The organism is Pirellulales bacterium (assembly GCA_036499395.1).
In the GTDB taxonomy this organism is placed as follows: domain Bacteria; phylum Planctomycetota; class Planctomycetia; order Pirellulales; family JACPPG01; genus JACPPG01.
On sequence record DASYDW010000028.1, the window covers coordinates 1 to 14113 of the forward strand.

The following is a 14113-nucleotide window of genomic DNA, read 5'->3' on the forward strand; positions in this document are numbered from 1 at the left end:
CCGCGAACTCGGCACGGTACTGGCGGAACTGGCACGCAAGGCGCCTCGTTCACGAAGCACACGGCTGAATTTGGTCGTCTTCCGCCTGGCGGCCTGTTGCGGCTTGCGCGCCAGCGAGATCGCAAACCTGCAAATCGGCGACGTACGATTGCAGATGCCACGACCTCATCTTCGGATTCGCTCGGGCGCGGCCAAAGGCGGTCGCCCGCGGACGGTGCCGCTGTGGTGGGACGCCGGTACACTGACAGACTTGGCCGCGTGGTACGCCGTGCGTGCCCAAGACGCGAAGGAAACAATTTCTCCATTCATTGCCTCGCTACGGTCTGGACATGCCATCCGCCCCCTATCGCGTCATACGCTCCGCAAACGGTTTCGGACGGCCTGTAAGGTTTTGGGATCTGATCGCCTGGCGTCCCTTACGATTCATCACGGACGGCACACGTTCATCAGCCATGCCCTCGCCGGTGGCCGAACATTGGCCGAGGTCCGCGATGCAGTCGGGCATTCGAACGTGAGCATTACCTCCGCTTACCTACACGTCGCAGTGGAAGACGACCGAATAGGTAATCTCTTCGCGTAAGAAATGCACCTCACCACGGTGGCCGATCATTCCCGCGTTCTGTCGTCGCAACGGTCGCGCTTGGATCGACAACTCGCGAGTACAAGTGAGATTCAGGCGGCTGAATGGTCGAGGATGTGCATCTTGTCGACCCGCGGAACGTGCCGAGTATACTTAACCGCTTCAAGTTGCAGTTCAACCGCGCGCGACTCTCGTCTGTACCGAGCAATGCAGACGTCTTAAAGTCATCGATGCTATTCTCCGCAGCAACACGCACTGACGACTCTCCGAAGCGATATATGGAGTCAACATTTGCGCATCTTGATCGCCGAGCCGGCTCAGAGTGGGAACGGGTCAGGCAGCTATTCGGTAGCTGGCTGTCTAGATTGCCCCAGGATACCTCGAGTGAAATTATCGCTAGGATCAGATCCGAAGACGATTATGCATTCCATTCTGCGTTTGTCGAAATCTACACGCACGAAATGCTCCTTCTCACGGGTCACCAGGTCATTGCCCATCCCGCTCTTCCCGATACTCCGAGAAGACCTGATTTCCGAGCAGTTGACGGCGATTCACTGAGTACCATTTTTGAATGCGTCGTCGCGACAGAAATGCCGGTGCCAGCCCGAGCGCAAGAAGCGAGGCTCAACGCGCTCTTGGAATCGCTCAACAAAGTCGAGACTTCTGACTACTTTTTGACCATAGACACTCAGGGCGCACCGGATACACCCGTCCCGGGGGGCCGCTGGCGCACGCAAGTCCAGATTTGGATCGATTCGCTTATCTACGCAGATGTTCTCGCGATAGCCGTTGAGGGAAAGACTGCTCAATTACCAACTATCTCGTTCGAACACGATGGACTCAAACTCACTGTGCAAGCGTTGCCCAAGAAGCCGTCGGCGAGGGGGAAAGCAGGTGCGCGTCCCATAGGACTTCAGTCCGGAGAAGCCTGTTGGGTAACATCACGTCTCAATATACGGGACGCAATCAAAGGGAAGGCATCTCGCTATGGGGAACTTTCCTGTCCATATATCGTTGTGATCAACTGCATTGGCGCGTTTGCTGACCGTGATGAGATCAAGCTGTCGTGTTTCGGTAGTGACGGCTTGTGGCCCTCATCCTCAAACGCGGCGCACACGCGAGTCAGCGCCGTCCTGGCTTTTGAGCAACTTCTGCCGTGGTCAGTGCCGCGTGCAGATGCATGGCTGATGCACAACCCCAACGCGACGCATCCGTATACGGGACCTCTAACGGCGCTTCCCCAAACAACAATCAAAGGTAGCGACACCCGATTCGTCGACGGGCTCCATCCACGAGCAATATTCGGTCTAAGTGAATCATGGCCGCAAGCGCAATAAGCCTCTGAAAACGCGAGAAGCATATCGAGTTTGTCATTGACTTCTCGAAATTCGCAATCGTCAAAGCGAGACCGAGCATTATGATGACCTAATCCGCATCGTTTGACGAAAGCGTACCGTCCGCTTTCACCTCCGCGGCAGCTTCCTTTGAGACGCTTACGGTTAGATCTCGGAATATATCCAGGTCTGGTCGAAGCAGACGAAAGCAAAAGTGTTTACACCGCTTACTAGAGCACCACAGAGCACCTTTTCCGCGACCAAACCGGCCACGTTGTATAAGGACATTCGGCGCTGAGATTGACAGACCCGATAACGACGAGTTGTCGCCAGTCGAATGCAGGACCGAAAGGCGCGACCAACGCCATCATCGCGCGATTGAGCGGAGTACTTTTCCGAATCTGGCTTTTGGCGTCATGCAACCGATTGACCATTGGCACGGCAGATGGCTTTCGGAAGTATTTCTTTCGCTCGGCTTTACTCGTAACCCAGTACCCCGACCAGGACAGGAGACGCCTATGAAATCGCGTCGAACATCTTCGACAGCAATCTGGATTGGGAGAATCGGATCATTCGTGATGATTGCCTGGGCATTGAGTCGTCCGGCATCGACAGTTAGCGCGCAGGTGCCCATAGAGACCGCTGCAGAGGAAGCAAATCGCCCTCGACTGATCGTACAAATGGGGCATTGGGGCGGTATCCAATCGGTCATGTTTTCCTTTGATGGGCGTCAAGTGCTGACAAGCAGCTTCGACAATACTGCGCGTTTGTGGGACGTAGCCACTGGCGACGAAATTCGCCGTTTCCAAGGACATCTTTACGAGGTCCTTGACGCGCAGGTGTCATTCGACGGCTCGGTGGTTTTAACGGGCAGCAGGGACAAGACGGCTCGACTGTGGGACGCGACAACTGGCAGCGAACTTCGCAGATTCGATGGGCATACAGAAGGAGTCAATTCGGTCGCGCTTTCACAAGATAGAGCGGTGGTTTTAACGGGCAGCAGCGACAAGACAGCTCGACTGTGGGATGCGGCAACCGGCAAAGAGCGGCATTCGTTTGAGGGACATACCGAAGACGTCTCATCAGTCGCGTTTTCGCCGGACGGACGCTTTGTTTTGACCGGTAGTTATGATAATACTGCTCGGCTTTGGGATGTGGCATCGGGCGAGAGGGTTCGCAGTTTCGAAGGACATGCGGGTGCCGTCAATTCGGCCATCTTCTCGCACGACGGACGAAAAGTATTAACCGCCAGTAGTGACGGTACTGCACGGCTGTGGGATACAACGTCTGCGAAGGAGTTGCGCTCCTTTAAAGGACATTCGAAATTGGTCACATCCGCCACATTGTCGCTTGACGACCGCTTGGTGCTTACAGGTAGTTTCGACGAAACGGCAAGGCTTTGGAATGCGATTGACGGCGGCGAATTGCATACATTCAAAGGGCACACAGATGCTGTTAGCTCCGTTGCATTCTCGCCCGATGGCAAAAGCATTGTGACAGGAAGTTGGGACAAGAGCGCGCGACTTTGGAATTTGACGAACAGAACAGAGCGTCGCAAGCTCCAGGGGCGCTCTACTGCGGTTGCATCAATCGCGTTTGCGCCGAACGGCACGCAGATATTGGCGGGCGGCGACGATTCGGTCCGTATTTGGGACTTGATAAGCGGCCAAGAGGCGGGAAGATTCGAGGGATTCTCAGACAATATCGAATGTGTCGCATACTCCCCCGATGGAAAGTCTATGCTGGCAGGTGGCGTCAACGGCGTAGCGCAGCTTTTGGATATGCAGTCGCGAAAGCGATCTCACACGTTCAATGGACACTCGCAAAGAATCACCTCAGCAGCATTCTCAAGTGATGGCAAGTGGGTTACGACTGGTAGCTTCGACAGGACGGCTAAGTTGTGGGATGTCCTTAGCGGGAAGTGTGTCCACACATTCGATGGGCATAAAGACATCATTACCTCAGTTGCATTCTCGTACGACAGTACTCTAGTACTAACGGGTAGTTTCGATTTCACTGCGCAGGCATGGGCTATAAATACAGGTCAGAAAGGTGTCCGGTTTGTCGGACATTTGGGCAGTATCGCATCCGTGGCCTTTTCGTCCGACGGAAAGTATGTGTTAACAGGCAGCTTCGACAGAACAGCGCGGCTTTGGGATGCCGGATCCGGCGAGCCGATACGGACGTTCGAAGGACATCAAAGCGACGTCCGGTCGGTTGCTTTTTCCTCCGACGGCAAATACGTCATGACCGGGACTGAAAAGGGCGCGGTCCATCTTTGGTCGGTCGCCACGGGCGCGGAAATTCGCCGATATATAGGACACTCGTCTCCCGTTAAGTCGATAGCCTTTTCACCCGACGGCAAGCACCTATTGACTGGAAGTGTCGACAGGACAGTAAGACTGTGGAATGCCGCAACAGACGAGGAACAGTGTTCTCTCGTCAGTTTCAGGAATGGCGATTGGGTTGTTATCGACCCCAAAGGGCGTTTCGACGCCGCGAATGGCGGTAACGTCGATGGCTTGCATTGGATTGTTGGCAATGAGCCGATCGATTTAGTGCAGCTTAAAGAGCGGTACTACGAACCGGGTTTACTAGCCAAGAAGATGGGCTTTAACAAGGAGGCCTTGCGCGATGTCGATACGTTCAAGCATGCGTCGCCATACCCTGCTGCAACGCTTTGGGCGCCGACTCCGGGTAATACGAAGCTCAGGGTTCGATTGCAAAATCGTGGCGGTGGCATCGGCCGTGTTCAGGTCTTCGTCAACGGAAAAGAGCTGCTGGCGGACGCACGCGGCACCAGTGTTGAAGATTCAGCCATGGAGGCTTGGCTCTCGATTGATTTGGCAGAGGCCCACGTAACGCCCGGCAGGCCGAATCACGTTAAGGTCGTGACATGGAACGCCGAGGGTTATCTTTCCAGCCGCGGCCAGGCGTGCGATTGGACGCCGGACGGCGTCGCAGAGGATAAACCGCCCGAGTTGTACGCTATCGTATGCGGTGTGTCCGACTACGCGTCGCCCAAGTTGCAGTTGCGATACGCGGCGAAGGATGCCGAGTCGATGTACGAGTCCTTGCTCATCGCGGCGCGGCGCTTGTTCGGAGCCAAGCAGACACACCTTGCATTGCTGGCCACCTGCAAGCATCCGAGAGCAATTCCTCCAACCAAAACCAACCTGAGAGATGTTTTTGCGCACGCAGCGCGCCGCGCTAAGGCCACAGACGTCCTGGTCATTTATTTGGCCGGACACGGCGTGGCGTTGCGACGCGGACAAGACCTATATTGTTATCTGACGCAAGAGGCTCGCTCGACCGATCCCACGGTTCTGGCCGATCCTGCGGTGCTCGAAGCTAGCGCGGTTACGAGCAATGAGCTCGTGGATTGGATTAATCATATCGCGACCCAGAAGCAGGTTATGCTACTCGATACCTGCGCGGCCGGAGCTGCGGCGACCGGATTGATGGATCATCGCGATTTGAGCGGCGACCATGTGCGTGCGCTGGATCGGCTCAAGGACCGCACTGGACTTCATGTATTGATGGGATGCACTGCCGACCGCGTGAGCTACGAGACCAACCGTTACGGTCAAGGAGTGCTCACCTATGCATTGCTTCAAGGATTGCAGGGGGGAGTGGAAGCCTTGCGCGAGGGCGAATACGTGGATGTGAATAAGTGGTTTGAATACGCCGTCGACCACGTACCGCATTTGGCAAGAAACATCGGCGGCGTTCAGACACCGCGAGTTATGGCACCCCTGGGAGGTGGCAGTTTCGACGTGGGTCGTCTTACGGCAAAAGATCGTGCCGCCATTCCGCTTGCACGTATCAAGCCGATGGTGCTGCGCCCGCTGTTGAGCAATGCCAAGGACGGAGACGATGACTTAAAGATTTTGCCACTTTTATGCAAACGCCTCAACGACGCGAGCTATGCGACCGGCCGCGCTGCAAACAGGGAGCCTCCTCTAGTGTACTTAGATGCCGAAGAATTGACGGGGGCGGTTCGGCCTGTCGGACAATACACGGTGGAAGGGGCGAAGGTCGTTGTGCAACTGTTGCTGAAGCAAGATGGAAAAACGCTCGGAAAGCTGAAAATTTCAGGGACGTCTGACGACATTCCGGGCCTTGCAACCAGAATTGCCGAACTCGTTACTGAGGCCGTTGCCGAATGAATAACTAGCAGTGTCGATATGCGCGAGCCCGCAATGCAGCCCGTCGTACATCGACATAACGGCTGCTTCGCAAGCCGGACATGGCAGCCAAGCGGGCGCCGGAATATTGAGATAGTCCTTCGGTGAGCGGCGGAGATCCTGGGTGAGTCCGCAAAAGTGGTCGCACACCGAGCAGCGTGCTCGGAACCTGCGTTACTCAGCAGGCGCGACGACGCTCACCTCGGCTTCGTCACCTCGCGACAGATAGAATAGATGCCACACCGCAGCGTGGCCGTGAAGCTGCTCAAGGTCCCTCACTAGGTAAGCCAACAACGAAAACAATCGACACGATCTAGCCAACGGATCGGATTCAACAAAGACAGTCTCTTAGTTGCAAATTATACTCTCGACATCTTCTGGCGAACTTTGCCGAAGCAGGAAGTGCCCGATACCAGCGAGTCCGAGCATAAAACCGGGCGACTCATATAGAGAGTAACTCCCACAGGGGATACGAGCACCGAACTCTAGATAATGCTCCTTTAGGACGCGAGGCACAAGATTCGCAACCCGCTCCGCCTGCTCCTGCCCAGCAGCGCAATAGCTGGCTATTTCTGCATTACCGCATAGGCCATGGCATAACGAAAAATTGAAGTCGCGAGCATTTAGCAACGTTAAAGTGGATTTAGCCGTAGTCTCGATTGCGGTTTTGCACTCCGCATCCCATCGATCGCCGCCAAGATGCCGCATCGCGTGATGACGCGCTATCGCTATACCTGGAGCACCATGGCACCACGCATTTGCACACGAAAACTGCCCTGAATCCGTGCTCTTAGACGACGACGTTCTGAAGTCCCGCCAATTTTGAAGGCGATTGTCGAAGGCGAAAGCTTCGTAATCCATGGCTCGCACCGCGTGCTCGGAAAAGACCCGCTCGCCCGTTGCCTCGAAGGCACATAAGAGAGCCGCCGCGACACCAGAGGCGCCGTGAGCAAAACCAGTTAGATTTCGGCCGACACCGCCCCGCGCCCGCCAGGAGCACCCATTTTCACAATGCTCTGCGGCATTGATCAAGAGCATGCCGCTTGAGTTTATCAACTCAACGGTTGATCTATCACCAACAAACTCTCCAATTAACGCCATAAATGGAATGATACCTGCCGTCCCTGAGATAACGTCCCACGATTCACATAATGGCGCCGTCCGCGCGATTTGGCCCCACAGAGATCTAACCCGTCCGAACACGAAATCAAGTTGACTCGCCAAAAATAACTGTGTCCATGCCATTGCTAAACCAAGCAAGCCGCAATAGAAGCTTGGCTCGCTTTTCATTTTTCCGCTCGATCGCAACGATTCTGCGTACTCCAGCGATTCGATGGCCGCTCGGCGAAATTGCCTATCGCCAGTCTTGCGCGCCAACACCGCAAGGAAATAGCCAATGCCCGAAGTTCCGGAATAAAAGTCACCGCCGACTGTCCCGATCGCCTTCTGCCACGGGGCAATAGTAGGAGAGTCTTTCGTACTGATCCAGGTCATCTTTCCATCATGACGAATAGCGTCACGAACTAGGCAGTGTCCAATCTCAGCCGCAGCGTCGAGCAACTCATCCTTAGATACTTTTAGACCCGGCTCAGATAACTTCACGGAGACATCTATATTCATACCGTGGAAACCCATCCAAATGTCCGACAAGATAGGGATGCGTAAGTGAAATACCGCTTGTGTGAAAATACCCAATTAGACTGCCTAATATAGCTTCAGAGCCGTATAGACCTTGAGACCACGAAAGCCAAATTCCCTCCGCCACATGCCGACATCGATTCGACCCGAAGCTTTCGCCTGCGCCAGGATCTTCTGCAAAAGACCATCCATCACTAATGCGGTGTGTAAAAAGCGGTACATCGGCGCGGAGACATGGACGCACGTCAGCCGCGACTCCCGCAATCGCGTCAAATGCATAGTCGATCAGCGTGCGATTTACATAGCACACCACGTTATCTGTACGATGGAATCCAGATCGCATGGGACAACATTTTATTCGCATAGGAATGCGACGTACTTCAGCAAGTGCCTTCAGTTGGTCGAATACACGGATCGTCGCGTCCGACCGAGTGTTGAAGTAAAATCTGGCTTGAGGATACCAATCGTAGCTCCACGAATCTTTACTCGCATAATACAGCACTTCAGCATCAGGATCTTTCCATTGACGCTGATGAATTGCGACTAGTTCTGAATTCTTGCCAGAATCTGCTCGTGAATACGCGACGACTGCATAACGTCCAGGTGAAAACCATTTACTTACCGGTGGTTTTTCCGCCAAAACAAATCCGGACCCTAGTATTTCTTTTGCTGTCCAGCCCGATTCAGTTGCCACAGCGGTCACATGACCTGCTGTTACCGGCGCATCGGTGACATGATTGCCACCCCGTGTGCTGTGAAGCGTGTAATTGCCACAATAGAGTGTTTCATAGATTAGCGACGAGAGTGTGTCAACGACATGGCCGCCGGTCATATCGCCTGGAAGGTCTCGATGCGATTCTTCTCCTTTGGGGCCACGCACGATGAGGTGCGCATCCGCAAAAGTGATCGCCTCTGCTATGAATCGAAGTTGATCACTGTACTCCATAGTTATTCAACCTCTGGACAATGATAGTCCATTTGTCTCAGCCTCAGTAATTAGTGCACATGCTAGTGAAGCGTATAGGGAGACCGACGGATCGATATCTTCGGTTATTGTCGTAGCCTCGATTGTCCATTGGAGCATCCTCGCGCCAGTATATTTTGCAAGGTCGGATTCACAGTTCTCGACCACTTCGAAAGGCAATGTGCCGCATGATGCATAGGCGCCAAGGAACGCGTTAATATTCGATGCAGCAGAACATTGATGCAGTGCCTCTCGGAATGCTGCCAGGCAGGAAAGCCCTAAGCGCGATGGCGATGAAAAGACGGCCGCTCTGGCGATGCTTTCGGCGACGCAGGCGAGATCCCAGAGTGGGTCTCCGATACATGCCGTTTCCCAATCGAGAATCGCTACTCGTAGGTCTTGGGCATGTTTATCTGGAAGCTGGAGAACGTTTTCAGTTTTTAAGTCTCCATGAATCGAGCAGATTGGCAGTCTGGACTGCTGTAAATGCGAGAAGCGCGAGACCACATCGGAATGGCTGGCTATGAAATCTAAGATTCCGGCAACAGATGAGTTGCGGGGAGTGAGCGCATCCCCGCCAGCGCCTACGTGTCGCAAGATCCAGGGCATTCGGACAGGCAATATATTCGGCGAGTCCGCAAATGGCTCGCGATAGTTCGCCACCGAGTGCCACACGCTGAGATGCCTAGCGAGCTTGGAGAGAGCTGGAATCTGCGATGCCGTCGGAGAAAAAGAAAGAAATCGCTCCGAATGCTCAAGAAATTCTATCCCGAGTACACAATTCGGCGAATCCCGGAATAGAAGCCGTGGAAAAAATGGCTTCTGGTCATCCAGATTGTTAGGACGCTCTGAAAAGGCATAGCACCATGACTCTGTCAAAAATGCAGATTGAGGTTTCCCGTCCGGAGCCAACGGCCACTGCTTAAGGATAAACGACTTAGCGTTGCCAAGAATCACGCGAACGACTGTATTTCGCCCTTCATAAATATGACAGTCGACGCCCTGATCAAATACGTCCGATGTCGTCACGATTCCCTGGTGAACGAGGTATGGCACCACAGTTGAATGTGAGAGAGCGACATATCCCGACATGCTCGCCTAGCCGCCTACTGCAAGCCAATATTGAATGCATGCCGAGAGTGCGACAGCCTGTCAATGCGAATCGCGGCCGGGCAAAACGACGTTGCAAACATTTGTTGCCTTAACTGAGCATCACTACCTCAACGGACCGCAGTTTAGTGATGGGCAAACCACAGAGGGATACAAAAATGGCATTGCCGTCCATGGGTGACGCCTTTGATGACTGCACTCGCCATCATCCGACGGTGGGCAATTTTGACTTTCTGGCGGAGGGCATGCAAAGGTAGACGGCGCACACCCGCCCTGCTCGGACGGAATGCAATTAATATTTTGTGACGGAATCGGACAACCGTCAAGTGTGTGGACCGGGCAGTCCAGAGAGTGGCAGTCACTAGTGGGAAAAGAAAAATTTTTGGCTAGTGCGTTTGAATATACGCTAATTTTGTAAGCGGTCTCTTTTATCCAAAAGTACGTGCCCGCTAGTGGCGCCTGCGATTGATGAAGTGTTACAGTGTGAGTAATGTCATTAGTAAAGACATCAATAAATGTTCTAAACGATGGATCCAGGAGAATGCGAGTCGTATCCTGGTCGCTTGAGTTTCCAACATACCCAAAAATCAAGACGTGTTTTTCGGGCCCATTAACGGCGCCGGCATTGGGGTCACCTGGAAGAGTGGGCATTTTCATCCTTTAAGATAAAGAGACGGCTCTCTGATCAATGTTGGACGAATGCACGTTGTAGCCGTAGGCGATTGGAAACTCAAGCAAAATATGTCGACCTACTGCGTTCTTGAGCAAGCTGAGCATTGGGACTTTCATGTTTTGAATGGACCATGTGCAAATTAGATAAGGGCGACCCTAATCGACGCAGCCGACTAATCTCTCATTTTGCCCCCCCCAGGTAGAGGACAACAGACTCGCTGTCACCCTATTGCGGAAGAGGCGATGGCGTGGAAGTGACTTCCTCCCCATGTCAGCATCACAACCCTCAGAGGGTGTCTTCAAAAGTCGTTTTGTCGGGCGAACCGTCGTGACATGAGTCCGATCATGGTGCTGTAGATCATTGTTTCGCTGGCTTCCGTGATGTCGCTCGGGAAAGTCCCGCCAGCGAGGGCAAGTACGCAACATCCCCAAGATGCTTCCCCCACACGCCCGTACATCCGCGGGCGGATGACCGACTTTGTGGCTCCGCTGCCGCCGCGGCAAACGCGGCCTGATCTTCTCCCATTGTTCATCGCTGACTTTGACATCGTGTTGCTCGGCTATCGAAAGCCTCCTTTTGATGACCGTCCTGGTCGCAGTCTCATCCAGGGCGCAACCTTAATTCAATGCAACTTTTAAACCGGCTCTGATAGTTACGGCTCCGGAGCTTTCAGGACATTGCCCAAAGACGACAGCCCAACTCGGTATACTAACGCCTTGCGCTCCGGATGGAAGCAGTTGTCGCTCGAAGGCGTTGCGGCGCACTCCGGTATGCTCTACACTCGACCGCTCTTCACGCCATCTTATGGCGAGCACAGACGTTGCCCAGGACAATGAGTGAGTCCCCGTCGGAGTGGCAAATGACTGGCAGATACTCTGCGTATGCAGCGTTGTTATTCGCTGTGTCAATCTGGGGCGTAAACTTTCATATTGTAAAGTCGGCCTTGGTCGCGTTCCCATTCTTCTTCTATCTCGCAACGCGTTTCTGGATAGCAACGGTCGCATATTTCCTTGTGTACCTCCTACAAAGCAAGAGACGCGGCCAGAGCGGCTCAGTAGGAGTCCAGTACACAACAAGTCGGCGGTTTGGAGGACTGTCGATTTTGTCCGCGATTATCGTCGCAACCTGTTTGGTGTTTTTCTATGGCCTCCAGACAAAGGCGATCGCTGAAAATGCAGTGAACGCGGCGTTTCTGACGGCCACGTTTATCTTCTGGGTGCCATTGTTTACTCGCCTACTTAATCCCACATCTAAGGTATCCCATAGTGTGCTAGTCGGGATCGCGGTGTCGCTTATAGGACTGGCGCTGAATGAAGAGATGACACTAAGCAATTTCTCTCTTAACGATGCGATCGGACTCGCCGGTGCGATCGCGCTCGCAATCGAAGTTACTGTGCTCGCAGAGGTAGCAAAAGGGGCGAACTCCCTTGTACTAATGAAATGGACGGCAACGTATACAGCATTGATTGCAGTTGCCTTTACGCTTGCCGCTGCTATGGCAGGTACCGCGCCGAACACGGCGGACTTTACCGCCGGGGCAATTGGCGCGCTTTGCTTCACGGGCATACTGGCAACAGCCGTGGCAAATTATCTTGCTAACTGGGCTAATTCGGTTTGCACCGTCGATGGGACCCAAGTGATCACTGGTGTGCATAGAGCCATCATGGAGAATCTCGATGCACCGATTGCGCTGGTCATGAGTCTAACATTGGCCTTGCAGCCCGAGGATGCAAAGGCACACCGCATCGCTGGCTGCATCGTGATTACGTTGGGTGTGCTTATTGCTGAACTCGATTTAGTTGGACGACTGTTTTCTAGATTCAATTCCTCGTCGCAAAGCGATGGTATTTAAGCATGGACGACGCAATCGCAGCAAAGGTCGTACAGGAGCAGGCTGTCCACCAGAGTGTACAAGCGCCCCCACTTCCGACGGAGGTGGTGCTCGCAGTTCTATCCATTATTCTCATTGTGGCACTTGGACTCGTCGTATTTTATTTCTCGCTACGCACGATACGGGAATCCGTTCGATACAACATTGTTTTGCAGTTAATGGCGCTGATTATTACTGCCTTTGTTGCTTTCTTGGCGGTCGCCACGGGTTCGTTGGAGCAGGTTGCATCGCTGGGGGGAAAAATTGGACTGATTACCTTCTCCTTTGCCGGAGCGCCGGCGATTTTCTTTGCGTCCCTGTTTTTGTGCAAATGGATTAGCAGAGACCTTTCTTTCGCCGATGAACACTTTATCGGAATATTGCAGGCTCGGGATACCGCGAGACTGATACAATTCGCGGAAAAACGCCTGGGATGGATTGATTATGAAGAATGGAAGCAGACGATTGGGGCCGGAAGCCGGCAGGCGATTGAGAGCGACGAAACGTATTTTATCGATGATCTCCTTCCTAAGGTCTATTATCACGGCGACCGGCGGCACATCAGGCCCGCGAGACCTGAGATAAGCACTCTAGTTGTTTACACGACTTCAGGGCCAATAAAGATTCAACGTATTCGCGGGGAGTATATCGGCGGTGTTGCTCGCCCTAGATTGCACATGCAATCGACGAGTTCAACAGATGCAGGAAGTATCAAGAATATTCATTTCTTCGCACGAAATGGAACTATCACGACCAGCGGTACACATGAGCATGGGGCGTGGGTAGATACGCACGAGGATTCTATCGATTGCCTTGTATGCACGATTTATGATGGGGATGTTCCTTCCGATGGTGATTATCTTTACGTTGACCCTGGAAAGTACTTGCCTGTTGATGAGGCGGGGGACGCGGTCGTTGAAGTCGCCGTGCTCATTGCAGCGCAGCAAGAGAAACTAATAGCGATGCGCGGGCCAAGTCTTTGGCATTTGCGAGCATCTGCGAACAGCAATCTTCCTCCCGTACCGTTTATATTTTTCAGGGCGTCTGAAAAGCCATTGGTTGACGGTGCGGCCCAAAAGGCTATGAATGCAACATTTGGACCTTGGTTGCAATTATTAGAGGAATATAGGAATGATCCAGCCACGAGTGTCCATGCGCGCACGTTTTTGGATCAGTGTAGCCAACGGCTGGGTCCGGCAGGCAACTTAACGAGCCTCTTTGCGGCAACGTCACGTGGATGGTTCTATGCATCGCGGCATGTGACGGACGTTGTGATCGCTGTTTTTGAGTGGGGGCGCGTGTAGCTGCACAGAATGCGCGAACGAACGTCGCGACAGAGCCAACGATCGCTGACCTGCAATCGCTCGGCGACGGCATCCTGGGTCATTCCGTCTTGGAGCAACTCGGCGAAGGATCATCAAGTCCTCCGGCGTACGTGAGGTTCTCATGTACCTTATTACGGTACTGGCAACAGACGTGGTTCAATCCACGCGCACGGAAGAATAACAGCGATCGGCATTTCACTGGCCGCCGCCGAACAGCATTTGACTTTTGCGCACAGCTGACTCTACGCCGAAGCAAACGGGTCCGACAGCTCGAAATGACTCTGCAGCACGGGTAGCGTCCGTCAAGTTGCGCACAATTGATTTTGGGTAGTGGCTGGAACTGGGTTGGTTCTCGTTGGTTTTCTTTTGCCTTTATTCCCCCTAGGGGGAATAAAAAGTTCGCCAGTTTACGCGATCGCTACTTCATCCGTG

At 53.5% G+C, this 14113-nt stretch carries 7 protein-coding genes; 4 read left to right on the forward strand and 3 right to left on the reverse strand.

The window, feature by feature from the left end; translation table 11 throughout:
- Both VGN12_05565 and VGN12_05570 read left to right on the forward strand, forming a co-directional pair.
- A partial coding sequence (locus VGN12_05565) for a site-specific integrase (GenBank protein ID HEY4308900.1) occupies positions 1 to 580 on the forward strand: 580 nt, incomplete at its 5' end.
- Between the two features lie 1852 nt (positions 581 to 2432).
- Positions 2433 to 6083: a caspase family protein gene (locus VGN12_05570; protein HEY4308901.1), complete on the forward strand. Its 3651-nt coding sequence runs from the start codon at positions 2433 to 2435 to the stop codon at positions 6081 to 6083.
- A 366-nt stretch (positions 6084 to 6449) separates the two neighbouring features.
- On the opposite strand, the gene VGN12_05575 is transcribed toward VGN12_05570, so the two are convergent.
- From VGN12_05575 to VGN12_05585, 3 genes are read right to left on the reverse strand one after another with little or no spacing between them, the layout of a single operon-like run.
- Positions 6450 to 7703, reverse strand: coding sequence for a lanthionine synthetase LanC family protein (locus tag VGN12_05575; GenBank protein HEY4308902.1), 1254 nt, complete (start codon positions 7701 to 7703; stop codon positions 6450 to 6452).
- On the reverse strand, positions 7690 to 8685 hold the full coding sequence (locus VGN12_05580; protein HEY4308903.1) for a T3SS effector HopA1 family protein: 996 nt from the start codon (positions 8683 to 8685) through the stop codon (positions 7690 to 7692). Before VGN12_05580 ends, VGN12_05575 begins: the two co-directional genes overlap by 14 nt.
- Positions 8686 to 8691: 6 nt before the next feature.
- Positions 8692 to 9732 carry a phosphotransferase gene (locus tag VGN12_05585; protein HEY4308904.1) on the reverse strand — a complete coding sequence of 347 codons (1041 nt, stop codon included), beginning with the start codon at positions 9730 to 9732 and terminating at the stop codon, positions 8692 to 8694.
- Positions 9733 to 11345: 1613 nt separating this feature from the next.
- Here VGN12_05585 and VGN12_05590 point away from each other — a divergent pair.
- Entirely contained in the window at positions 11346 to 12338 is a 993-nt protein-coding gene (locus VGN12_05590) for a hypothetical protein (GenBank protein HEY4308905.1), read from the forward strand.
- A gap of 2 nt (positions 12339 to 12340) precedes the next feature.
- The gene (locus tag VGN12_05595; GenBank protein HEY4308906.1) at positions 12341 to 13660 is read left to right on the forward strand and encodes a hypothetical protein; all 1320 of its coding nucleotides are present in this window, start codon (positions 12341 to 12343) and stop codon (positions 13658 to 13660) included.
- Positions 13661 to 14113 lie beyond the last annotated feature (453 nt).

What these genes read in the sequence shown, in the direction of transcription:
- VGN12_05570 (HEY4308901.1), top strand. Translation starts at nt 2,433, where the DNA reads ATGAAATCGCGTCGAACATCTTCGACAGCAATCTGGATTGGGAGAATC.
- VGN12_05580 (HEY4308903.1), bottom strand. Translation starts at nt 8,685, where the DNA reads ATGGAGTACAGTGATCAACTTCGATTCATAGCAGAGGCGATCACTTTT.
- VGN12_05590 (HEY4308905.1), top strand. Translation starts at nt 11,346, where the DNA reads ATGACTGGCAGATACTCTGCGTATGCAGCGTTGTTATTCGCTGTGTCA.
- VGN12_05595 (HEY4308906.1), top strand. Translation starts at nt 12,341, where the DNA reads ATGGACGACGCAATCGCAGCAAAGGTCGTACAGGAGCAGGCTGTCCAC.